General features: G+C 70.3%; 20 protein-coding genes and 1 pseudogene. 9 read left to right on the forward strand and 12 right to left on the reverse strand.

The genetic code is table 11. The features are described 5' to 3' along the window. Nucleotides 1-30 precede the first annotated feature (30 nt). The 3 genes from ACWEPL_RS24400 to ACWEPL_RS24410 all read left to right on the forward strand — a co-directional run bounded on the left by ACWEPL_RS24400 (nucleotide 31) and on the right by ACWEPL_RS24410 (nucleotide 3,521). A complete protein-coding gene (locus tag ACWEPL_RS24400) occupies nucleotides 31-1,104 on the forward strand; it encodes a CapA family protein (protein ID WP_363976833.1) in 1,074 nt (357 codons plus the stop codon). Between the two features lie 42 nt (nucleotides 1,105-1,146). Next, nucleotides 1,147-2,835, forward strand: a complete 1,689-nt coding sequence (locus ACWEPL_RS24405) for an SDR family oxidoreductase (protein ID WP_452437527.1) — start codon at nucleotides 1,147-1,149, stop codon at nucleotides 2,833-2,835. A 122-nt stretch (nucleotides 2,836-2,957) separates the two neighbouring features. Then, nucleotides 2,958-3,521, forward strand: coding sequence for a TetR/AcrR family transcriptional regulator (locus ACWEPL_RS24410; protein ID WP_350739856.1), 564 nt, complete (start codon nucleotides 2,958-2,960; stop codon nucleotides 3,519-3,521). Here ACWEPL_RS24410 and ACWEPL_RS24415 read toward each other — a convergent pair. Continuing rightward, nucleotides 3,518-3,841, reverse strand: a complete 324-nt coding sequence (locus ACWEPL_RS24415) for a hypothetical protein (protein WP_350739711.1) — start codon at nucleotides 3,839-3,841, stop codon at nucleotides 3,518-3,520. The genes ACWEPL_RS24410 and ACWEPL_RS24415 overlap by 4 nt on opposite strands. Nucleotides 3,842-4,079: 238 nt before the next feature. Between ACWEPL_RS24415 and ACWEPL_RS24420 the strand changes: the two genes are divergently transcribed. Next, a complete protein-coding gene (locus ACWEPL_RS24420) occupies nucleotides 4,080-4,538 on the forward strand; it encodes a tetratricopeptide repeat protein (RefSeq protein WP_225963876.1) in 459 nt (152 codons plus the stop codon). A gap of 137 nt (nucleotides 4,539-4,675) precedes the next feature. Here the strand turns inward: ACWEPL_RS24420 and ACWEPL_RS24425 are convergent, their stop codons facing one another. The 7 genes and pseudogenes from ACWEPL_RS24425 to ACWEPL_RS24455 form a co-directional block, all read right to left on the reverse strand. Continuing rightward, the gene (locus ACWEPL_RS24425; protein WP_363976826.1) at nucleotides 4,676-5,383 is read right to left on the reverse strand and encodes a hypothetical protein; all 708 of its coding nucleotides are present in this window, start codon (nucleotides 5,381-5,383) and stop codon (nucleotides 4,676-4,678) included. Nucleotides 5,384-5,617: 234 nt separating this feature from the next. Continuing rightward, nucleotides 5,618-8,188: an ATP-dependent chaperone ClpB gene (gene clpB / locus ACWEPL_RS24430; RefSeq protein WP_355210196.1), complete on the reverse strand. Its 2,571-nt coding sequence runs from the start codon at nucleotides 8,186-8,188 to the stop codon at nucleotides 5,618-5,620. Nucleotides 8,189-8,220: 32 nt separating this feature from the next. Further along, a pseudogene (locus ACWEPL_RS24435) lies at nucleotides 8,221-8,544 on the reverse strand (heat shock protein transcriptional repressor HspR); the annotation flags it as partial. Nucleotides 8,545-8,547: 3 nt separating this feature from the next. Continuing rightward, nucleotides 8,548-9,723 carry a molecular chaperone DnaJ gene (gene dnaJ / locus ACWEPL_RS24440; RefSeq protein WP_363976823.1) on the reverse strand — a complete coding sequence of 392 codons (1,176 nt, stop codon included), beginning with the start codon at nucleotides 9,721-9,723 and terminating at the stop codon, nucleotides 8,548-8,550. Between the two features lie 22 nt (nucleotides 9,724-9,745). Beyond that, a complete protein-coding gene (gene grpE / locus ACWEPL_RS24445) occupies nucleotides 9,746-10,342 on the reverse strand; it encodes a nucleotide exchange factor GrpE (RefSeq protein ID WP_364253671.1) in 597 nt (198 codons plus the stop codon). Continuing rightward, on the reverse strand, nucleotides 10,342-12,210 hold the full coding sequence (dnaK, locus tag ACWEPL_RS24450; protein WP_350739729.1) for a molecular chaperone DnaK: 1,869 nt from the start codon (nucleotides 12,208-12,210) through the stop codon (nucleotides 10,342-10,344). Before dnaK ends, grpE begins: the two co-directional genes overlap by 1 nt. A 199-nt stretch (nucleotides 12,211-12,409) precedes the next feature. Next, complete coding sequence (locus tag ACWEPL_RS24455; protein ID WP_355210204.1) at nucleotides 12,410-12,862, reverse strand: hypothetical protein; 453 nt, start codon at nucleotides 12,860-12,862, stop codon at nucleotides 12,410-12,412. A 69-nt stretch (nucleotides 12,863-12,931) separates the two neighbouring features. Between ACWEPL_RS24455 and ACWEPL_RS24460 the strand changes: the two genes are divergently transcribed. From ACWEPL_RS24460 to ACWEPL_RS24480, 5 genes are read left to right on the forward strand one after another with little or no spacing between them, the layout of a single operon-like run. Beyond that, on the forward strand, nucleotides 12,932-13,813 hold the full coding sequence (locus tag ACWEPL_RS24460) for a proline dehydrogenase family protein (protein ID WP_452437528.1): 882 nt from the start codon (nucleotides 12,932-12,934) through the stop codon (nucleotides 13,811-13,813). 9 nt (nucleotides 13,814-13,822) lie between these two features. Beyond that, the gene (proC, locus tag ACWEPL_RS24465) at nucleotides 13,823-14,617 is read left to right on the forward strand and encodes a pyrroline-5-carboxylate reductase (protein WP_350739738.1); all 795 of its coding nucleotides are present in this window, start codon (nucleotides 13,823-13,825) and stop codon (nucleotides 14,615-14,617) included. A 34-nt stretch (nucleotides 14,618-14,651) separates the two neighbouring features. Further along, entirely contained in the window at nucleotides 14,652-16,007 is a 1,356-nt protein-coding gene (locus ACWEPL_RS24470; protein WP_452437529.1) for an efflux RND transporter periplasmic adaptor subunit, read from the forward strand. Further along, nucleotides 16,004-16,687, forward strand: coding sequence for an ABC transporter ATP-binding protein (locus tag ACWEPL_RS24475; RefSeq protein WP_452437530.1), 684 nt, complete (start codon nucleotides 16,004-16,006; stop codon nucleotides 16,685-16,687). Before ACWEPL_RS24470 ends, ACWEPL_RS24475 begins: the two co-directional genes overlap by 4 nt. Further along, nucleotides 16,684-17,868 carry an ABC transporter permease gene (locus ACWEPL_RS24480; protein WP_363976805.1) on the forward strand — a complete coding sequence of 395 codons (1,185 nt, stop codon included), beginning with the start codon at nucleotides 16,684-16,686 and terminating at the stop codon, nucleotides 17,866-17,868. The genes ACWEPL_RS24475 and ACWEPL_RS24480 overlap by 4 nt, the downstream gene beginning before the upstream one ends. Nucleotides 17,869-17,870: 2 nt before the next feature. On the opposite strand, the gene ACWEPL_RS24485 is transcribed toward ACWEPL_RS24480, so the two are convergent. The 4 genes from ACWEPL_RS24485 to ACWEPL_RS24500 form a co-directional block, all read right to left on the reverse strand. Beyond that, nucleotides 17,871-18,611 carry an ABC transporter permease subunit gene (locus ACWEPL_RS24485; protein WP_363976802.1) on the reverse strand — a complete coding sequence of 247 codons (741 nt, stop codon included), beginning with the start codon at nucleotides 18,609-18,611 and terminating at the stop codon, nucleotides 17,871-17,873. Then, a complete protein-coding gene (locus ACWEPL_RS24490) occupies nucleotides 18,608-19,498 on the reverse strand; it encodes an ABC transporter ATP-binding protein (protein WP_363976799.1) in 891 nt (296 codons plus the stop codon). Before ACWEPL_RS24490 ends, ACWEPL_RS24485 begins: the two co-directional genes overlap by 4 nt. Nucleotides 19,499-19,578: 80 nt before the next feature. Further along, nucleotides 19,579-20,235, reverse strand: a complete 657-nt coding sequence (locus ACWEPL_RS24495) for a response regulator (protein ID WP_452437531.1) — start codon at nucleotides 20,233-20,235, stop codon at nucleotides 19,579-19,581. Further along, nucleotides 20,232-21,353, reverse strand: coding sequence for a sensor histidine kinase (locus ACWEPL_RS24500; RefSeq protein ID WP_452437532.1), 1,122 nt, complete (start codon nucleotides 21,351-21,353; stop codon nucleotides 20,232-20,234). The genes ACWEPL_RS24495 and ACWEPL_RS24500 overlap by 4 nt, the downstream gene beginning before the upstream one ends. Nucleotides 21,354-21,459 lie beyond the last annotated feature (106 nt).

Here is a 21,459-nt window from a genome sequence, read left to right on the forward strand (position 1 = left end):
ACGACCGGATTCGAGCGGAAGTGGCGGCAGATGAGATTCCCCCGTGCCCTCCCGTTGTTCGCCGTCGCCGCGTCCTTGGTGGCCTGCTCATCGGCCCCCGAGAAAGAGCCGCAGAGCAAGCAGGTGGACCAGCAGGTGGCCGAGTCGCCGACGGCGAAGCCCAAGCCGAAACGGCGGCCGTACACGATCTCCTTCGGCGGGGACGTGCACTTCGAGGGGATGCTGCGGGGACGGCTGGCCGGCCCCGGCACGGCGCTCGGGCCGATCGCGAGCGTGCTGCGCAAGTCCGACTTATCCATGGTGAACCTGGAGACGGCGATCACCACGGGCGGGACGCCGGCGCCGGGGAAGCAGTTCACCTTCCGGGCGCCGCCGACCGCCTTCACCGCGTTGAAGGCCGCCGGGGTCGACGTCGTGTCCATGGCCAACAACCACGGCATGGACTACATGGAGACCGGCCTGGCGGACACGCTGGCGGCGATCAGGACCAGCAAGTTCCCCGTGGTGGGGATCGGGAAGGACGCGGCGCAGGCGTACAGGCCGTTCCGCAAGACCGTGAACGGCAACCGGGTGGCCATCATCGGGGCCACGCAGGTGCTGGACGCGGAGTTCATCCAGTCGTGGACGGCCACCGCCGACAAGGGCGGGCTGGCCTCGGCCAAGGACGAGGCCAGCCTGTTGAGGGCGGTGCGGCAGGCGCGGAAGAACTCCGACACCGTGATCGTCCACCTGCACTGGGGCACCGAGATGCAGAAGTGCCCGAACCCGGCGCAGCTCTCGCTGGCCCCCAAACTGGTCGAGGCGGGCGCCGACGTGGTGGTCGGCGGGCACGCGCACATCCTGCTCGGATCCGGGTATCTGGACAACGCGTACGTCAACTACGGCATGGGCAACTTCGTCTTCTACAACTCCACCCCCGGCACCACGGGCCGGACCGGCGTCCTGACGCTGACCATCAACGGGCGGAAGGTGCTCAAGGACAGCTGGACCCCGGCCACCATCCAAGGGGGTGTGCCCGTCCCGATGACGGGGCCCGCCCGGACCCAGGCGGTCGCGGACTGGAAGGCGCTGCGCTCCTGCGCCGGGCTGGCCGCGCGTCCATGAACGATCTATGCTACTGGACGATTCGTCCAATAGGAGGTCGCGATGCGATGGGTCGAGTCCGGTGACGTGCGGCTGGCGGTCTTCGAGGAAGGCGACCCGGCGAACCCGACGGTGCTGCTGCTCCACGGCTACCCCGACACGCACCGCGTCTGGGACGAGGTGGCCGCACTCCTGCGCGACCGCTACCACGTCGTCCGGTACGACGTGCGCGGGGCGGGGGAGTCCACGGCGCCACGGGACAGCCGGGACTATGACTTCGACCACCTGATCGCCGACCTCGACGCCGTGATCAACGCCGTGATCGACGCTGGGGGCGCGTCCAAGGTGCATCTCGTGGGGCATGACTGGGGGTCGCTCCAAGGCTGGGAGGCCCTCGGGAGGGACGGACTCCGGGAACGGATCGCGTCATTCACGAGCCTGGGCGGGCCCGGGCTGCGGCAGGCCGCTCATTTCCTGCGGCATGGGAAGCGGCGGGACGTCGCGGCGCAGCGCATCAAGTCCTGGTATATCGGGGCATTTCAGGTTCCGGTGGTGCCGGAGCTGGCGTGGGGCTCGGTCATGCCGGGGATCATCTCCCGTACGCTGCGGCGCGAGGGCATCGCGCCGCGGCCCGGACATCCGGCGCCGACGCTGGCCGAGGACGGGCGCAACGGGCTCTGGATGTACCGGCGGAACATGGGCGCGGACGGCGATCCGGGCGTCGGCGACGTGCCCGTGCAGATCATCGAGGCCACGCGGGACGCCTTCGTGACCCCGGCGCTGCTGGCCTCGATCGGGCAGTGGGTGCCCAGGCTCCGGCACCGGAAGGTGGCGGCCGGGCACTGGGCGCACCGGAGCCGTCCCGAGGCGGTGGCCCGGATGATCGCCGAGTTCGCCGACGGCGCCCACGCCGTGCGGGGGTCGCGGCGGGCCTTCGACGGGCGGCTGGTGGTGGTCACCGGGGCGGGGTCCGGGATCGGGCTGGCGACGGCGCGGGCGTTCGCGGCCCACGGCGCCGAGGTGGTGTGCGCGGACATCGACGCCGACGCGGCGGCGCGGGCCGCCGACGCCATCGCCGAGGACCTCGGGGGTACGGGGCACGCCGTGCAGGTCGATGTATCGAATATCGATCAAATGGAAGATTTTTCGCGAAATATCATCGCTCAATATGGGGTGCCGGACATTGTGGTGAACAATGCCGGGATCGCCGTCGCCGGGTCTTTTCTTGATCATACGGTGGACGACTGGCGCAGGACCGTCGACGTCAATCTGTGGGGCGTCATCCACGGATGCCGGCTCTTCGGCGCCGCCATGGTCGAACGCGGCGAAGGCGGCCACATCGTCAACGTCGCCTCTCTGGCCGCGTTCGCGCCGTCCCGGCTGCTGCCCGCGTACTCGACCTCCAAGGCGGCCGTGAAGATGCTCAGCGACTGCCTCAGGGCCGAGCTGGCCGGGCACGGGATCGGGGTGAGCGCCGTCTGCCCGGGGTTCGTCTCGACGCCGATCGCGCGCAACGCCACGTACGTGGGCGCTGACCTGCGCGAAGACGCCGTACGGGGCCTGGCGCGGCGCGGCTATCCCGCCGAGCGGGTGGCCGCCCACATTCTGCGGGCCGTACACCGGAATCAGGCCGTTGTGCCGGTCAACCCGGAGGGGAAAATCGGGTATGCCCTTTCCCGGATTTCGCCGGGAACGATGCGCGCGCTCGCACGTCGGAGCGGAACCATAAGAAATCCAGGAATTGGCAGGTAACGATCGCCCATCCGGGAGAAGATGACTGCGTGTCCTCGCCGCAACTCGATGATGATTGCGCCCAGCCCAGAGCCCTCAGGCGCCAGCCGGCCCAGCGCCGCAGCGCACGCCGCGTGGAGCGGATGCTCGACGCGTGCGCGGAGCTACTCGACGAGACCGGATACGAGGCCCTGTCCACCACTCGCATCGCCGAGCGGGCAGGGGTCGCGATCGGGTCGATCTACCAGTTCTTCCCCGACAAACGGGCCGTCACGCAGGAGCTCACCCGGCGCAACGTCGAGGAGTTCGTGCGCAGGGTCGACCGCAGGTTCCTCACGGAGGAATATCGCGGCTGGTGGGAGGCCATCGACGCGATCATCGACGAGTACGTCGACATGCACAGGACGGTCCCCGGCTTCAAGAGCCTCCACTTCGGCGACGCCGTCGACCTCAACCTGCTCGACTCCGACTCCGACAACAACACCGTGATCGCGGGGCGGTTGCGGGGGTTGCTGCTCAAGGAGTTCGGGCTGGCCGACAGCCCGGAGCTCGACCTGGCCGTGCTGGTGGCGGTCGAGGCCGGCGACGCCGTGCTCAAGCTGGCCTTCCGCCGCGACCCCAAGGGCTCACCGGAGATCATCGACGCGGCCAAACAGCTGATCCGGGGCTTCCTGTCGCGCCAGCTGCGGTCCTGGCCGGTCCGCTAGTCCGGCCTGAAGTCCGCCACTTCCTTGATCAGGCCTGCCAGCCAGGCAGGCACCCGCCTCCCGTGCTCGCCGAGGGCGATCGCGGGCACCTGCTGGAACCGCGGGGTGGCCGGCGTCCGCAGGCATGGTGACGACATCGAGGCGGGACGGGCTTCCCTTGCCTCGCGGACATGCAGCCTTGCCTCCAGGGCATGCAAGTTGCGCTCCGCGGATTCGATGGCCTCCAATCGGGCCGACAAATAACCCGCCACACCGGGGACGAGGGCCGCCAACACGACGACACAGGCCAGTGTGAAGGTCATCTGCTTGGACACGCCCATCACAGCCCCCTTGCTCGCGTAGCAGCAAAGCGACCCGTATATGCCCTGCCACCTGGTCGGACACGCTCAGGGTCAGCACTATTGGACGCGGCGTTACCGAATTTGTGACTGACCGGCGATGCGCATTGACCGGGCAAAGCGCCGACTGGCTCGGTAGTCTCGCGGTGTGGCGTATGTGACCCGTGAGCACCTTGATCGTCTGCTTGAGCAGGCCCTATTGGCCGACGACCACAGTTCCTTGGCCAGTCGGCTGTACGACGTAGCGCTCGGCTATTCGTCGGGCGACGTCTCCAGGGCGTCCATCCTGGTCCTCGCTGCCGAAGAATGGCGGGCGGCAGGCCAGCCGGCGCGCGCTATGGAGTGTTTCCAGCGCGCGGTCGAGGACGGCGGCGAGGCGGGTTTCGACCCGCGCGCCGGCATCGCCGACACGCTCTTCGAGCTCGACCGGCCCGATGAGGCTAGGGAGGTCATCGAGACCATACGCGCGGAGGGCGGCGTCTCCACGGCGACCGCTCATACGATCGCCGAGACGCTGGTCGCCTACGGGGACCTCCAGGGAGGGCTCGAATGGGCCACCCAGGCGGTCCTGGGATGCGACGAGAACGATCCGGAGCAGGGGGCGCTCCTGCGCACCCGCTACCGCATCCGGGTCGACCTCGGGCTCCCTGAGGACGAGCTGGACGCCCTCGCCCGCTGACGACCCCACCACCCGGCCCGCCTCGGCTCCCAGGACGGCTCAGGGCCTCCTGGGGCGCCTTCGGGCGGGTCGGTGGTGTGGGCCCGCTTCGGGGCGGCCCTGCTGTGACGCCTGCGGGTGGATCAGCTGTGGGTGGTTCAGCGCAGCCCCAGCTCCCGCGCCAGCCCCGTGAACCCGTCCACCGCGGGCTGGCCGCCCGGCAGCATCGAGGTGTCCTCGACGCTCTGCACCGCCTTGGGCAGCAGGATGTCGACCACCTGGGACCCGACCTCCGCGACCGGCTCCTTCAGGTCCAGCGGCGACTCGACGGCGGAGCCCGCGATGCGGTTCTGGTACGGAGCGGCGTTCCCGAGCGGCATCTCGGCGGGCAGCTTGGCCACCAGCGGCGTCTGCGGCAGCACGGGGAGGGCGGGCAGCGCGGGCACCTCGGCCACGGTCGCCAGATCCTTCATCGAGGTCGAACCCGGCACCATGGGCAACAGCGCGGGCGAGGCCGAGAACAGCGAGGGCATGCCCCAGTTCGCGGCCAGCCCGCCCAGGTCGGCGATGCCGAGCGCCTCCCGCCCGGTGGCCAGCCCCGTCAGGCCGAGCTGCCTGGCCATCTCCCCGGCCGCCATGGCGAGCTTGTTGCTCTCGGTGGTGACCAGCTTGCCGCCGCGGGCGCCGGCTTCGTCCAGGCGCACCGGGGCGCGCTCCTCACAGTACGTGGCGATCGACTTGGGCGACAGCAGGGCGGGCTCCCCGCCCTTGCACATGTCGGCCGTCGAGGGGGTCGCGGCCAGCCAGGTGATGCCCGCGGTCAGAGTGGCCACCGCGATGATGCTCCGGATCTTCTGAGATGACACGTCACGTCCCTGATCGTTTTCGGTGATCCGACGAACGCTGAACGTAGTCACACATTCGGCCGCGGGCGTGCGGCTTGTCCGAAGAGTGGACCGGACCTTACCAAAGACGTGGCCGGATGACCCGGACATGACACGCCGACCAGGGCCACCACGTGCCGAAACCACGCGCGGAGAAGGACGACACGCCGGAGCCCGGAGACCCCGCCAGGGTCCCCGGGCTCCGGGAGAACGCCGTCAGGCGCGCTGGATCAGGAGTTCGTCGTCCCCGAGGTCGACCTTGACCTTGTCGCCGTCCACGACCTCGCCCGACAGCACGGCCTTGGCCAGCTTGTCGCCGATGGCGGACTGGACCAGGCGGCGCAGCGGACGGGCGCCGTACAGCGGGTCGTAGCCCGTCAGCGCCAGCCACTCGCGGGCGGCGGGCGTGACCTCCAGCGCCAGCCGGCGGTCGGCCAGGCGCCGTGCCAGCCGCTCGACCTGCAGGTCGACGATCTGCGCCAGCTCCTCCGTGCCCAGCGCGTCGAAGAGGATCACGTCGTCGAGCCGGTTGAGGAACTCCGGCTTGAACGCGTTGCGCACCGCGCCCATGACGGCCTCGCGCTTGGCTCCGTTCTCCAGCTTGGGATCGATGAGGAACTGCGACCCGATGTTGGAGGTGAGGATCAGGATCGTGTTGCGGAAGTCGACCGTGCGGCCCTGCCCGTCGGTCAGCCGCCCGTCGTCGAGCACCTGGAGGAGGATGTCGAAGACCTCGGGATGGGCCTTCTCGACCTCGTCCAGCAGCACGACCGTGTACGGGCGCCGCCGGACGGCCTCGGTGAGCTGGCCGCCCTCCTCGTAACCGATGTAGCCGGGAGGCGCGCCGACGAGCCTGGCCACGCTGTGCTTCTCGGAGTATTCGCTCATGTCGATCCGGGTCATCGCCCGCTCGTCGTCGAACAGGAACTCCGCCAGCGCCTTGGCCAGCTCGGTCTTGCCCACACCCGTGGGCCCGAGGAACAGGAACGAGCCCGTCGGCCGGTCGATGTCGGCGATGCCCGCCCGGCTGCGGCGTACGGCGTCGGAGACGGCCTGTACGGCCTTCTGCTGGCCGATCAGCCGCCTGCCCAGCTCGTCCTCCATGCGCAGCAGCTTGGCCGTCTCGGCCTCCAGGAGCCGCCCCGCGGGGATGCCGGTCCACGACGAGATCACCTCGGCGATGTCGTCGGCCCCGACCTCCTCCTTGACCATGGCGTTGTCCGGCGGCGCCGCGTCGGAGGCGGCTTTCAGCGCCTGCTCCAGCCGGGGCACCTCGGCGTACATGAGCCTGGAGGCGGCCTCGAAGTCGCCGTCGCGCTGAGCCCGCTCGGCGGCGCCGCGCGCCTCGTCGAGCTGCTTCTTCAGCTCGCCGACCTTGTTGAGCCCGGCCTTCTCGTGCTCCCAGCGGCCGACGAGGGCGTTGAGCTCCTCCTGGCGGTCGGCCAGCTCCTTGCGGAGGCGTTCGAGCCGCTGGACGGAGGCCTCGTCGGTCTCCTTGGACAGGGCCAGCTCCTCCATCTTCATCCGGTCGACGTTGCGCTGGAGCTGGTCGATCTCCACGGGACGGGAGTCGATCTCCATGCGCAGCCGCGAGGCGGCCTCGTCGACCAGGTCGATGGCCTTGTCGGGGAGGAAGCGGTTGGTGATGTAGCGGTCGGACAGCGCGGCCGCGGCCACCAGCGCGCTGTCGGCGATCTGCACCTGGTGATGGGCCTCGTAGCGGCTCTTCAGCCCGCGCAGGATCGCGATCGTGTCCTCGACCGAGGGCTCGCCCACGTAGACCTGCTGGAAGCGGCGCTCCAGCGCCGGGTCCTTCTCGATGCGCTCGCGGTATTCGTCGAGCGTGGTCGCGCCGATCATGCGCAGCTCGCCGCGGGCCAGCATCGGCTTGAGCATGTTGCCCGCGTCCATCGCGCCCTCGGCGGCCCCGGCGCCCACGACGGTGTGCAGCTCGTCGATGAACGTCACGATCTGCCCGTCGCTCTCCTTGATCTCGGAGAGCACGGCCTTGAGCCGCTCCTCGAACTCGCCGCGGTATTTCGCGCCGGCGACCATCGCGCCCAGGTCGAGCGAGATCAGCCGCTTGTTGCGCAGGGACTCGGGCACGTCGCCGGCCACGATGCGCTGGGCCAGGCCCTCGACGACCGCGGTCTTGCCGACGCCGGGCTCGCCGATGAGCACCGGGTTGTTCTTGGTGCGCCGGCTGAGCACCTGGACGACGCGGCGGATCTCGGAGTCGCGGCCGATGACGGGGTCGAGCTTGCCGGCGCGGGCGCGCTCGGTCAGGTCGACGCCGTACTTCTCCAGCGCCTGGTAGGTGTCCTCAGGGGTCTCGCTGGTGACGCGGGCGTGCCCGCGTACCTTCTCGAACGCGTCGAGCAGCGCCTGCGGCGTCGCGCCCTGCGACTTGAGCAGCTCGGCCATCTGGCCGCCGTCGGCGGCCAGGCCGACCAGGAGGTGCTCGGTGGAGACGTAGAGGTCTTCGAGCCGGTTGGCGTGCTGGGCGGCGGTGTTGAGCACCGTGAGGAGCTGGCGGGAGCTCGACGGCGCCCCCACCGTCGCGCCCTGCGCCTTGGGCAGCGCCGCGAGCTGCTCCTCGGCCCGCGCCCGCAGCGTGCGCCAGTCGGCGCCGACGGCTTCGAGCAGGGGTGCGGCGGTGCCGCCCGTCTGGGAGAGCAGGGTGGTCAGCAGGTGGGCCGGGGAGATCTCAGGGTTGCCCTCCGCGGCGGCACGCCGCATGGCACCCGAGAGCGCTTCCTGGCTCTTCTGGGTGAGCTTGTAGTCCATTCTTTCTATGCCCCCGGTGGCAGCTCATATCGGATCAACGCTCTGACCATGCGCATCTCGGCACGCAGGCGGTGAACCTCCTCACGCAGCCGCAGAGCTTCGTTCTCGAGTTCGAGGATCCGCTTGATGCCCGCGAGGTTGATGCCCTCCTCCTGGGAGAGCCGCTGCACCTCGCGCAGCTGGATGATGTCGCGGGTCGAATAGAGGCGGCCGCGCCCCGCCGTGCGGCCAGGACTGACCAGGCCCAGCCGGTCGTACTGGCGCAGCGTCTGCGGGTGGAGCCCCGACAGCTGCGCGGCCACCGAGATCACGTATACAGGTGTGTCATCTGACAGGTCGAAATAATTGGCGTCCATCGGCTACTCGCTTCTGGCTCGCTGAATCAGCTCAGCGCGCGGGTCTTCCCCCGCGGTCGCGGTGTTGAACTCGTTGAGGAGCTCACGTGACTTGTCGTCGAGCGTCTTCGGCACCACCACCTCGACCATGGCGAGCAGGTCTCCCTTGGTGCCGTCCTTGCGGGTCACGCCCCTGCCGCGCACACGGAACGTGCGCCCGTTGGGCGTGCCCGTGGGAATGCGCAGCGTGACCGGCATGCCCTTGAGGATCGGCACCTTGATCTCCGCGCCGAGCGCCGCCTCCGTGAACGTGACCGGCACGGTGATCGTCAGGTTGTCACCCGACCGGCCGAAGACGGCGTGCGGCTTGACATGCGTGAGGATGTAGAGGTCGCCGGCGGGCCCGCCGTTCTCGCCCGGCGCCCCCTTGGCCTTGAGCTTGACCCGCTGGCCGTCGGCCACGCCGGCGGGGATGCGGGCCTGGATGGTGCGGGTGCTCTTGGCCCGGCCGCTGCCCTCGCACACGGGGCAGGGGTCGTCCACGATCAACCCGCGGCCCTTGCAGTCGCGGCAGGGCTCGGAGAAGGCGAAGTTGCCCAGGTTTCGGCTGGCCGCGCCCGTGCCCTCGCAGGTGGGACAGACCCTGGGGGTCGTGCCCGCCTTGGCGCCGGTGCCGGTGCACGCGGCGCAGGCGGCCGAGCTGGTCAGCCTGAGCGACACCGTGGTGCCCTCGACCGCCTCGGTGAACGTCAGCGTGACCTCGGACTCGATGTCCTGGCCACGCCTCGGCCTGGACGTGGTGGTCGTGCGGGTGGTGCCGCCACCACGGTTGAACAGCCCGCCGAACAGGTCGCCGAGCCGCTCGCCCGCACCGCTGCCGGTGTTCTGTCCGGTGCCGCCGAACAGGTCGCCGAAGTCGAACGGGAACCCGCCACCACCGGGCCGCTGGCCGCCCACCCCGGACCCGAACAGCGTGCGCGCCTCGTCATATTCCTTGCGGCGCTTGGTGTCGGACAGGACGTCGTAAGCCTCGGAGACCTCCTTGAACTTGGTCTCCTTGGTCACGTCGCCCTGGTTGGTGTCCGGGTGGTACTGCCTGGCCAGCTTCCGGTAGGCCTTCTTGATCTCTTCGGCGGTGGCGGTCTTGGGCACACCAAGGACGGCGTAGTAGTCCTTCTCCAGGAAGTCCTTGGTGCTCATCTACGGCCCTTCGTCCTCGTTGTCAGTTTTCGTCGTCGTCATTGGACGCGGGAGTGGCGTCCCCGGGCTCCGCGACGGCCACCCGCGCCGGGCGCAGCACCCTGTCACCCATCCGGTATCCGGGCTGCAGCACCTCGATCGCGGTCGGCTCGGTGACCTCGGATGAGTAGCTGTGCATCAGCGCTTCGTGGACGGTCGGGTCGAACGGCTCGCCCTTCTGACCGAAGGCGCTGAGGCCCAGCTTCGTGACGGCCGCCTCCAGCGACTCGGCCACCTTCGCGAAGCCTCCGGTGAGCTCGCCGTGGTCGCGGGCCCGGCCGATGTCGTCGAGCACGGGCAGGAGCTCCACCAGCGCGCCCGCGACAGCCTGTTCCCTGACCGCGGCCCGGTCGCGCTCGACCCGCTTGCGGTAGTTCACGTATTCGGCCTGGAGTCGCTGCAGGTCCGCGGTCCGCTCGGCGAGCTGGGCCTCCAGCTCGCCGTTGGCGAAGACCTCCGCCGCCGGCGGCTGGGCCGCCTGGTCGGCGACGGTGGTGTCCCTGACCTGCCCCGTGTCCGGGTCGATCTTGCGGTTGTCGCGGATCACCGGCTCGTCATGCCCGTTGTCGCGCGGCGGCATCACTTGTCCTTCTTCGGCTCGTCGTCGACGATCTCGGCCTCGACCACGTCCTCGTCGGCCTTCTGGCCGTCACCGGCGGCGGCGTCCTGCGGGGCGCCCTCGCCACCGGCCTGCTGGCCCTGGCTCGCGGCGTAGATCGCCGAACCCATCTTCTGGCTGACCGTGGCGAGCTTCTCGGCGGAGGTGCGGATGACGTCGGTGTCGGTGCCCTCCAGAGCCTTCTTCAGCTCGGACAGGGCGTCGTTGACCTCGGTCTTGATGTCGCCGGGGACCTTGTCGTCGTTCTCGCGGAGGAACTTCTCCGTCTGGTAGGCGAGCCCGTCCGCGTTGTTGCGGACCTCGGCCTCCTCGCGGCGCTTCTTGTCCTCCTCGGCGTACGACTCGGCCTCGCGCATCATCCGCTCGATGTCGTCCTTCGGCAGCGCGGAGCCGCCGGTGATCGTCATCGACTGCTCCTTGCCCGTGCCCAGGTCCTTGGCGGAGACGTTGACGATGCCGTTGGCGTCGATGTCGAAGGTGACCTCGATCTGCGGGATGCCGCGCGGCGCCGGCGCGATGCCGGTCAGCTCGAAGGTCGCCAGCTTCTTGTTGTACGAGGCGATCTCGCGCTCACCCTGGAAGACCTGGATCTGCACCGACGGCTGGTTGTCCTCGGCCGTGGTGAAGACCTCGGAGCGCTTGGTCGGGATCGTCGTGTTGCGCTCGATGATCTTGGTGAAGATGCCGCCCTTGGTCTCGATGCCCAGCGACAGCGGGGTCACGTCGAGCAGCAGGACGTCCTTGACCTCACCCTTGAGCACACCGGCCTGCAGGGCGGCGCCGATGGCGACGACCTCGTCCGGGTTGACGCCCTTGTTGGGCTCCTTGCCGCCGGTCAGCTCCCTGACCAGCTCGGTCACGGCGGGCATGCGGGTCGAGCCGCCGACGAGCACCACGTGGGCGATGTCGGAGACCTTGATGCCGGCGTCCTTGATGACCTGGTGGAACGGGCCCTTGGTCCGCTCGAGCAGGTCGGCCGTCAGCCGCTGGAACTCGGAGCGCGTCAGCTTCTCGTCGAGGTGCAGCGGGCCCTCGGACGAGGCCGTGATGTAGGGCAGGTTGATGTTGGTCTCGGACTGGCTGGACAGCTCGATCTTGGCCTTCTCGGCCGCCTCGCGCAGGCGCTGGAGCGCCATCTTGTCCTTGGACAGGTCGACGCCGTGCGCGTTCTGGAAGCGCTTGACGAGCTCGTCGACGACGCGCTGATCCCAGTCGTCACCACCGAGGTGGTTGTCGCCGGAGGTGGCCTTGACCTCGACGAAGCCGTGGCCGTCCTCCTGGCCGACGTCGAGCAGCGACACGTCGAAGGTGCCGCCACCGAGGTCGAAGACCAGGATGGTCTGGTCCTGCTCCTTGTCGAGCCCGTAGGCGAGGGCCGCCGCGGTCGGCTCGTTGATGATGCGGAGCACGTTGAGGCCCGCCACCGTGCCGGCCTCCTTGGTGGCCTGGCGCTGGGCGTCGTTGAAGTAGGCGGGAACGGTGACCACCGCGTCGGTGATCTTCTCGCCGAGGTAGGCCTCCGCGTCCTGCTTCAGCTTCTGCAGGACGAAGGCGCTGATCTGCTGGGGCGAGAACTTCTTGCCGTCGATCTCCTGGGACCAGTTGGTGCCCATCTCCCGCTTGACCGATCGGATCGTCCGGTCCACATTGGTGACGGCCTGCCGCTTGGCGACCTCACCGACGAGGACCTCGCCGTTCTTCGCGAAGGCGACCACGGACGGCGTGGTCCGCGAGCCCTGCGCGTTGGCGATGACGGTGGGCTCACCGCCCTCGAGGATCGAGACGACGGAGTTGGTCGTCCCAAGGTCGATACCTACCGCACGTGCCATGAGTACGTCCTTGTAGTCAAAGTTGAGTCTTGTGGACTCAAGGTACGAATGCCGGTCGTCTTTGTCAAACGACTTGAGCCTACTCGACTCAACCCTCGTGAGCGCACCGGCATTCCCTCTAACGGCGGCGGATCCGCGGAAGGTTCCTGAGCATGAAGACGCCCCGGCACGGGGCCGGGGCGTCGGGCCGCATGGCGCCCTACTTGGAGCCGTCGACGATCTTGCGCTTGCCGATCGGCTTCTTGAGCGTGATCGTCGTGGTCTTCTCGATCGCGATCATGATGCACGACACGTTCCTGGCCTTGGGCGCGGTGCCCTCGTACAGGGTGACCGTGACGAACTTGGGCGACTCCTTGACCTTGACGCGGTCCAGCACCGTGCACGGGGCGACGCCCGACCACCAGGTGAGCTGGACCTTCCGCTTGGACACCGCCCTGGCCTTGGTCCAGCGGACCTTGTGGACGTTGATGGCGTTGCCGGTCGGCTTGACCGGCTGTGGGCCCTTCTCGGGGCTCGTCGTCGGGGTGGTGGTGACCGGCTCGGCCACGGCGGGCGGTTTGGCCGGGACCGCCGTGGAGGCCCGCTCGGCGGGCGCCGCCGCGCCGCAACTCGTCGCGAGCACCAGACAACCGGCCAGGAGAGTCGCAGTCATTGCACGCATACCCATTCGACGGACAGGAGTGTTCCGCGGTTCATCATGCCCCGGTTTAGTGTGGTTCACGTGCTCCGTCAGGCCCTTATTGCCATATCCAAGAGCGAACGCGCCGAGCGCCTCATCTCGACGTCGCCGCTGACCGCGGGCGTGGTCGGGCGCTTCGTCGCCGGCGACGTGCGCGGGGTGATCGGCGAGCTGACCCGCAAGGGGCTGCTCGTCACCGTCGACCACCTCGGCGAGGAGGTGACCGAGCAGGCGCAGGCCGAGGAGGGGGTCACCGAGTACCTGTGGCTGCTGGCCCTGCTGCCCGCCGGCGCCGACGTGTCGGTCAAGCTGACGGCGCTCGGGCTGCGGCTGTCGGAGGGGCTCGCGTTCGACCACGCCGCCGCGATCTGCCGGGCCGCCGCGGCCCGTGACGTCACGGTGACGCTCGACGCCGAGGAGCACGACACGATCCCCGGCCTGCACTCCGTGCACGCCGCGCTGCGCAAGGACCATCCCGACGTGGGCGTGGTGGTGCAGGCGTACCTGCCGGACTCGCTGGATCGCTGCGAGAAGCTCGGCGGGGCCCGGGTGCGCCTGTGCAAGGGCGCGTACACCGCCCCGGGGGCCTACACCAGGCCCGCCGACATCGACCGCTCCTTCGTACGGTGCCTGCGGGTCCTGATGGCCGGCACCGCCTACCCCATGGTCGCCACCCACGACCCCAGGCTCGTGCGGATCGCCTCCACGCTCGCCGTCCTTGAGGGCCGCGACGCCACCGGCTACGAGCACCAGATGCTGTACGGCGTGCGCCCCGACGAGCAGCTCCGCCTGGCCGGGCAGGGCGCCAGGATGCGCGTCTACGTCCCCTACGGCTCCGACTGGTACGCCTACCTCATGCGCCGCCTGGCCGAACGCCCCCGCAACCTGGCCTTCTTCCTCAGGTCGCTGGTGAGCCGACGGTAGGCTGCCCCAATGATTGCGATTCTGGGCACGGGCAAGATGGGCGAGGCCCTGCTGTCCGGTCTGCTGCGCGCCGGGTTCAAGCCCGGCGACATCATGGCGACCAGCCGCCGGACCGAGCGGGCGCAGGCGCTGCGCGAGACGTACGGCGTGCGCACCGTCTCCAACTCCGAGGCCGCCAAGGTCGCCGACACCCTCATCCTGGCCGTCAAGCCGCAGGACATGGCCACGCTGCTGGCCGAGATCGCCCCGTACGTGCCCGCCGACCGGCTCGTGATCACCGCCGCGGCCGGCATCACGACGGCGTTCGTGGAGCAGCGGCTCGGGGTGGACGTGCCCGTGGTCCGGGTGATGTCCAACACGCCGATCAGGTTCGACGAGGCGATGAGCGTGATCTCGGCGGGCGCCCACGCGGGCGAGGAGCACCTCAAGCGCACCGAGGGCCTGCTCAGCCCGGTCGGCAAGGTGCTGCGCATCCCCGAGTCCCAGCAGGACGCCGCCACGGCCCTGTCCGGCAGCGGCCCGGCCTACTTCTTCTACCTGGTCGAGGCCATGGTCGACGCGGGCATCCTGCTCGGCATGCCGCGGGCCGCCGCGCTCGACATGGTCACCCAGTCGATCGTCGGGGCCGCCGTGATGCTGCGCGACTCGGGCGAGCACCCGGTGATCCTGCGCGAGGCCGTCACCTCGCCGGGCGGCACGACCATCGCCGCCATCGCGGAGCTGGAGCGGCACAGCGTGCGGGCCGCGTTCCTGGCCGCGATCGAGGCCGCCCGCGACCGGGGGCGCCAGCTCGCCTCCGGCTGAGAGACCGGCCGGCCTCACTCCTACGATGGGTCGCGTGACGTTACGTCGCGGCATCGCGCCGCTGCTCGTCCTTTTCGTACTGACCGGCTGCTCCTCCGAGCCGCCGCCCGCGGTCCAGGTCGGCGAGGTCGGCCGGGGCCCGGTCACGGAGGTCGTGGAGGCCCCCGCCACGATCGGCGCGCGTGCCTCCGCGACACTGCGCTCGCCCGCCCAGGGCACGATCGCCAAGCTGTACGTCCGCGAGGGCGACCGCGTGCGCAAGGGCCAGATCCTGATCAGGATCAGCTCGCCCCAGGCCCAGAGCCAGCTCCGGCAGGCCCGCCAGGCCTCCAAGGCGGCCACCCCCGCGAGCTTCGGCACGCCGGAGGTCCGGCTGCCGTCGTTCGACACCCGGGCGTTCGATCGCAAGGTGGCCGCCCACTTCGCCAGGGCCCGCAAGGAGGCGAAGAAGGTCGAGGACGCGAAGACGCGCCGGCAGCTCCTGAACGCCATCGACCTCGCCCAGGCCCAGCACAAGGCGCAGACCAGGGCCCTGGCCTCGATCACCGCCCAGCTCAACCGCTCCATCAGCGGCCTGATGTCCGGCGTGACCGGCGGGCTGTCCCGCTCCATGGCCTCGCTGCAGGCGGCCTCGAAGTCGCAGGCCAAGGCCGCGGTCAAGGCGGCGGAGAGCACGGTCAGGTCGCTCACGATCAAGGCGCCGTTCGGCGGCGTCGTCACGCTCGGCCGCGCCTCGGGCGGCGGCGGGGCCGGGAGCGGCGTCGAAGGGCTGCTCAGCCGGCTGCCCGGCGGCGGGCAGCAGCTCCCGTCCCTGCCGTCGACGGGCGGCTCCACCTCCGGCAGCCCGGTCGTGGCGGGCGTCCCCGTCTCGGCGGGCGACTCCATCGTCACCGTCACCGACGTCTCCGAGCTCACCCTGGACGCCGACGTCGACGAGACCGACGTGCTGCTGGTCAAGAAGGGCGTGCGGGCAGGCGTCGAGCTGGACGCGGTGCCCGGCGCCACGTACACGGCCGTGGTGACCGGCATCGGCGTCACCCCCATGGAGGGCACCACGGGCGGCGTCAGCTACCCGGTGCGGCTCACGCTCGGGCCCGGCGCCTTCGACGACGGCTCCAAGGCGCCCACCCCCAAGCCGGGCATGAGCGCCGTCACGCGGCTGACCGTGCGCGAGTCGCCCTCCGCCGTCTCGGCCCCGGCCTCGGCCATCGTCTCCAGCGGGCGCGAGAGCGTGGTCTGGGCGATCAGGAACGGCGCCGCGGAGCGCCGCGTGGTCAAGCTGGGGGCCCAGGGAGACGCGGTGGTCGAGGTGCTGAGCGGGCTGTCCGTGGGCGACCGGATCGTGGTCAAGGGCGCGGACTCCGTACGGCAAGGGCAGCGGATCCCATGACGGCCGCCATCGAGGCGGTGGACCTCACCCGGCGCTACCAGCTCGACGGCGTGGCCGTGGAGGCGCTGCGCGGCGTGTCACTCCGGATCGACCAGAGCGAGTTCGCCGCCATCGTCGGGCCTTCCGGCTCCGGCAAGTCCACGCTCATGCACCTGCTCGGCTGTCTCGACCGTCCCAGCTCGGGCGTGCTCAAGGTCAACGGGGTGGAGATCTCCGGATTGTCCGACACCGAGCTGGCCGAGCTCCGGAACAAGACCATCGGCTTCGTCTTCCAGTCCTTCCACCTGCTGGCCAGGACGTCGGCGCTGGACAACGTGGCGCTGCCGCTGGTCTACCGGGGGGTCGGCCGGGCCGAGCGGCGCGCGCGGGCCCGTACGGCGCTGGAGGCGGTCGGGCTCGGGCACCGGCTGGAGCACCGGCCGTCTCAGATGTCGGGCGGCGAGCAGCAGCGCGTCGCCATCGCCAGGGCGCTGGTCGGGGAGCCCAAGGTGCTGCTGGCCGACGAGCCCACGGGCAACCTCGACACCGCCAACGGGGCCGAGGTCATGGCCATCCTCGACCGCCTCAACGGCGAGGGCGGGGTGGCGGTGGTGCTCGTCACGCACGAGCCGGAGGTCGCCGCCCACGCCCGGCGGCAGATCCACGTACGGGACGGGTTGATCGAGAAGGACTCAGCGTGAGATCCAGCGAAGCGTTCGCCATGGCGCTGGAAGCTCTGCGGGTGAATCGGCTGCGCAGCGCGCTGACCATGCTGGGTGTGATCATCGGCGTGCTGGCCGTGGTGATCCTGGTGGCCATCGGCACCGGCGCGAAGGACGAGATCGAGAAGCAGATCTCGGGCCTCGGCACGAACATCATCCTCGTCGTCCCCGGCCGCATCAGCCTGGGCGCCGCCCCGACGCAGAGCAAGCTGGGCCTGGCCGACGTCGCCTACCTGCGGCGCGTGGTGGGCGACCCGTCGAAGGTGACGGTCTCGCTGCAGTCGGGCGAGACCGTACGCGTCGGCAGGGCCGAGGCGTTCGTCACGGTGATCGGCACCGACCAGAACCTCGTCAACATCTTCGAGCGCCCCCTGGACAAGGGCCGCCCGCTGAGCGAGACCGACGTGGACACCCGGCGCAGGGTGGCCGTGCTCGGCTCGGAGGTGGCCGACCGGCTGTTCGGCGACCTGGACCCGATCGGGCGGCAGGTGACGGTGGCCGGGGCCAGGTTCCGGGTGGTGGGCGTGTACGCCGAGATCGGGCAGACGTTCGGGCTCTCCCGCGACCAGGAGATCCACATCCCGGTGACGACGGCGCAGCGGCTGCTCGGGATCGAGCGGATCAACGGGCTGGCGGTCGGCGCGTCCGGGCCGGACGAGATCGATCCGCTGTCGGAGAAGGTGACCGCGGCGCTGCGGGCGCGGTATCCGGGCGAGCAGTTCTCGGCGGTCACGCAGACCGCGCTGCTCGGCACGATCGGCAGCGTGCTCGGCATGCTCACCGGCGTGCTGGCCGCCATCGCGGGCATCTCGCTGCTGGTCGGCGGCGTCGGCGTGTCGAACATCATGCTGGTCAGCGTCCGCGAGCGCACCCGGGAGATCGGGCTGCGCAAGGCGCTGGGGGCCAGGCAGCGCGACATCCTGGCCCAGTTCCTCATCGAGGCGGTGCTGCTGACCACGATCGGCGGGCTTGCCGGGATCGTGCTCGGGGTGGGCGGCGCGCTGGCCATCGCGGCGTTCACCGAGGTGCCGGCGTCGATCACGTGGTGGTCGATCGCGCTGGCGTTCGGGGTGTCGGCGGCGGTCGGGGTGTTCTTCGGCGTGGCGCCGGCGCGGAGGGCGGGCCGGCTGGACCCCGTCATCGCCCTCCGCGCCGAGTGATCTCAGGCGTCCCGCTTCTGCATCAGGACGGCCCCCGCGATCATGGCGATCACGACCCAGACGAGGTAGACGCCGAACCCGTTCCACGGGCCGAGCGAGCTGCCGCCCCGGGGCATCACGATCTGGGAGCCAGCGTTGGTGGTGAAGTAGTCGGACACGGTCTTGCCCCACTGCCCGGGCAGCATGGTCGTCACCTGCGGCAGGACCAGCATCAGCGCGATGGCCGAGACGATCGCGCCCGGCGTGTGCCGGATGAGCGTGCCCAGCCCCAGCCCGAACAGCCCGCAGGCGGTCAGGTAGAGACCGCCCCCGAGCACGGCCTGGACCACGTCACCCGTCTCCAGCGCCGGCGGCTGGGTGACCATCAGGCTGACGAGGACCGAGGCTCCGGAAGCGACCGTGGAGACGACCAGGGACACCGCCGTGAACACCACGATCTTGCCGGTCAGCAGGCTCATGCGCTTGGGCACGGCCATCAGCGACGTGCGGATGCCGCCCGTGCGGTATTCGCTGGAGATGACCAGCACGCCCAGCGTGGCCATGGACAGCGAGGCGAACATGGTGCCGACCAGCCCCATCATGATCGCCTGCGGTGCGTCGATCGGCCCGTCGGCCGAGTTCTTCGCGGCGATGCTGATGAGCGCGCCCATGCCCAGCATCAGCAGCGCGGTGACGGCCAGCGTCCACACCGTCGAGCGGACCGAGCGGATCTTGGTCCATTCGGACCTGAGGATGTCGATCATGACGAGAACTCCAGGCTGTCCTTGGTGAGCTCCATGTAGGCCGCTTCGAGCGAGGGCTGCACGAACGTCAGCTCCTCCAGCGGGATCCCGGCCCGCGCGGTGAGGGTGCCGATCTCGAGCGTGTTCATCGCGGTCACGCGCAGGTGGTCGGGGTGCAGCTCGCCGACCTTGACCAGTTCGGCCACCTCGGCCAGGCGGGGCGAGCGGATCCGTACGTACCCCTGCGAGCTGCGCCCGATGAACTCCTGCACGCTCGTGTCGGCGATGAGCCGACCCTTGCCGATCACGATCAGGTGGTCGGCCGTCTGCGCCATCTCGCTCATCAGGTGGCTGGAGACGAACACGGTCCGGCCCTCGGCGGCCAGCTTGCGCATGAACGTGCGGATCCACAGGATGCCGTCGGGGTCGAGCCCGTTGACGGGCTCGTCGAAGATCAGGATCTCCGGGTCGCCGAGCAGCGCCGCGGCGATGCCCAGCCGCTGCGACATGCCCAGCGAGAACCCGCCGACCCGCCGCCTGGCCACCTCGCGCAGGCCCACCGCGTCCAGCACCTCGTTCACGCGGCCCGCGGGGATGCCGTTGCTCTGGGCGATGGCCAGCAGGTGGTTGTACGCGCTCCGCCCGCCGTGCACGGCCTTGGCGTCCAGCAGCGCGCCCACCTTGCGCAGCGGATGCCTCAGCTCCCCGTACGGCCGGCCGTCCACGAGCACCGAGCCGCCGGACGGCCGGTCGAGCCCGAGGATCATGCGCATGGTCGTCGATTTGCCGGCCCCGTTCGGCCCCAGAAATCCGGTCACCTGGCCCGGCTCGACGTCGAAGGACAGGTCTGAGACGGCCGCGGTGCCGCCGTAGCGCTTGCTCAGGTTCGTAGCTCGTATCGCGCTCATGATCCCAGCGTGCCGTCGCGCGCACCCGGTTTCCTCCTGCCCGGGAACCGTCTCCGGCGAGGGGGTCTGGGAGCGTGGTCCTACTCTCCTGGGCGGATCAGCCCCGCCTCATATGCCGCGATCACGGCCTGCGCCCGGTCCCTGACGCCGATCTTGGCGAACAGGCTCGTCACATGGTTCTTGACGGTCGAGGGGGAGACGGACAGGTCCTGGGCGATCTCGGTGTTGGACCTGCCGCGGGCGATCAGCACGAGGACCTCCCGCTCGCGGTCGGTCAGCCCGTCCAGCTCGGCGGGTACTTGCCTCGGGCGGGACACGTGGATGAATGCACCGATCAGCCGGGTCAGCAGGCGCGGTGCGACGGCCGACTCGCCCCGGTGCACCACGCGCACCCCCTCGATGAGCTCCTCGGGGGAGACGTCCTTGGGCAGGAACCCGCCGGCGCCCGCCCTGAGCGCCGCGACCACGTTCTCGTCCAGGTCGAACGTGCTCAGCGCGAGCACCCGCACCTCCGGCAGCTCCGCGGTGATCAGCTCGGTCGCGCGCACCCCGTCGAGACCCGGCATGTGCAGGTCCATCAGCACCACGTCGGGCCGCAGCCGACGGCACAGCTCCACCGCCTCGGCCCCGTCCGCGGCCTCGCCGACCACGCCGAGGTCGGGCTGCGCGTCGAGCATCAGCCGGAAGCCCTTGCGGACCAGCTCGTGGTCGTCGGCCAGCAGTACCTTGATCTTCACGGCGCCTCCAGGGGGATGCGGGCGAGCACGCGGAAGCCTCCTTCTGGGCGGGGCCCGGTCGAGAGCTGGCCGCCGCATAACGCCACCCGCTCGGCCATCCCGCCGAGCCCGAACCCCGGCGTGCCGCCGCCCGCCGCCAGCCCGTCGTCCACCACCTCGACCTCCACGGCCCGGGGCTCGTACGCCAGCCGCACGCTTGCCCTGGCGCTGGTCGCGTGCTTGCGGGTGTTGGTCAGCGCCTCCTGCACGATCCGGTAGACGGCGTGGTCGACGGTCGCGGGCAGGGCGACGGGCTCGCCCGTCACGACCAGGCTGGCGGGCAGCCCCGCCGACTTCGCCTCCTTGATCAACGAGGGTAGCCGGTCGGCGCCCACCCCGGTCGCGGCGTCGGGGCCCTCGCTGCCGTCGGCCCTGAGCACGTCCAGCAGGCGGCGCATCTCCGACATCGCCTGCCGGGCGGTCTGCTCCGCGCTCTCCAGCGCGTTCCTGGTGACCTCCTGCTCGGGCGGGAGCGTCGCCCGCGCGCCGCCGACCAGCGCGTTGATGACGGTGATGTGGTGGGCGACCACGTCGTGCAGCTCCCTGGCGATCCGCCGCCGCTCGGCGCGCACGGCCGCGTCGGCGGCGTCGCGCCGGCCGCGCTCGGCGAGCTCGGTCCTGAGCCGGACGATCAGCCCGATCCCCACGGGCACGCCGACGGAGAACAGGGAGATCACCCAGCCGCCGGCGAGCTGCCTGAGCACTTCCGCCGCCGTCGCGTACGCGGCGAACACCGCCGCCGTCGCGATCGCGGTCGTGCGGCCCGCGGTGTAGCGGCCCACGCTGTAGAGCGCGATGGACGCGGCCACGCCGCTGTTCAGCGCCGTGACGGTGGCGATGCTCGCGATGTCCACAGCGGTCACCAGCGCGACGGTGACGAGCGGCCTGCGGCGGCGCATGAGCAGGAACGGCATGCCCGCCAGGTAGAACACCGCGCTCGGGACGGATGTCATGTCGCCCAGGCGAAGCATGAAGAACAGCGCGATCAGGGCGGGAAGGGAGAGCACGACCACGAGCGTCGTGTCGAAGACCCTGGGGCGTCTGAAGTAGCGCACGATCTTGAGGAAGGTTCGCCGCACGCTAAGACCCTAATCATGAAATTTCTAGATCGGTTGGCCGACTCTGGGCTACAAGGCGGCGTCTGCCCTGCGGTAACGTCGCCCCAAGGACGAGGGAGAGGACACG

It is taken from the genome of Nonomuraea sp. NPDC004186 (assembly GCF_053603495.1).

Coding starts and splice junctions, on each gene's coding strand:
- ACWEPL_RS24400 (WP_363976833.1), top strand. CDS start 31: ATGAGATTCCCCCGTGCCCTCCCGTTGTTCGCCGTCGCCGCGTCCTTG.
- ACWEPL_RS24405 (WP_452437527.1), top strand. CDS start 1,147: ATGCGATGGGTCGAGTCCGGTGACGTGCGGCTGGCGGTCTTCGAGGAA.
- ACWEPL_RS24410 (WP_350739856.1), top strand. CDS start 2,958: ATGCTCGACGCGTGCGCGGAGCTACTCGACGAGACCGGATACGAGGCC.
- ACWEPL_RS24415 (WP_350739711.1), bottom strand. CDS start 3,841: ATGGGCGTGTCCAAGCAGATGACCTTCACACTGGCCTGTGTCGTCGTG.
- clpB (WP_355210196.1), bottom strand. CDS start 8,188: ATGGACTACAAGCTCACCCAGAAGAGCCAGGAAGCGCTCTCGGGTGCC.
- dnaJ (WP_363976823.1), bottom strand. CDS start 9,723: ATGAGCACCAAGGACTTCCTGGAGAAGGACTACTACGCCGTCCTTGGT.
- grpE (WP_364253671.1), bottom strand. CDS start 10,342: ATGCCGCCGCGCGACAACGGGCATGACGAGCCGGTGATCCGCGACAAC.
- dnaK (WP_350739729.1), bottom strand. CDS start 12,210: ATGGCACGTGCGGTAGGTATCGACCTTGGGACGACCAACTCCGTCGTC.
- ACWEPL_RS24455 (WP_355210204.1), bottom strand. CDS start 12,862: ATGACTGCGACTCTCCTGGCCGGTTGTCTGGTGCTCGCGACGAGTTGC.
- proC (WP_350739738.1), top strand. CDS start 13,823: ATGATTGCGATTCTGGGCACGGGCAAGATGGGCGAGGCCCTGCTGTCC.
- ACWEPL_RS24475 (WP_452437530.1), top strand. CDS start 16,004: ATGACGGCCGCCATCGAGGCGGTGGACCTCACCCGGCGCTACCAGCTC.
- ACWEPL_RS24485 (WP_363976802.1), bottom strand. CDS start 18,611: ATGATCGACATCCTCAGGTCCGAATGGACCAAGATCCGCTCGGTCCGC.
- ACWEPL_RS24490 (WP_363976799.1), bottom strand. CDS start 19,498: ATGAGCGCGATACGAGCTACGAACCTGAGCAAGCGCTACGGCGGCACC.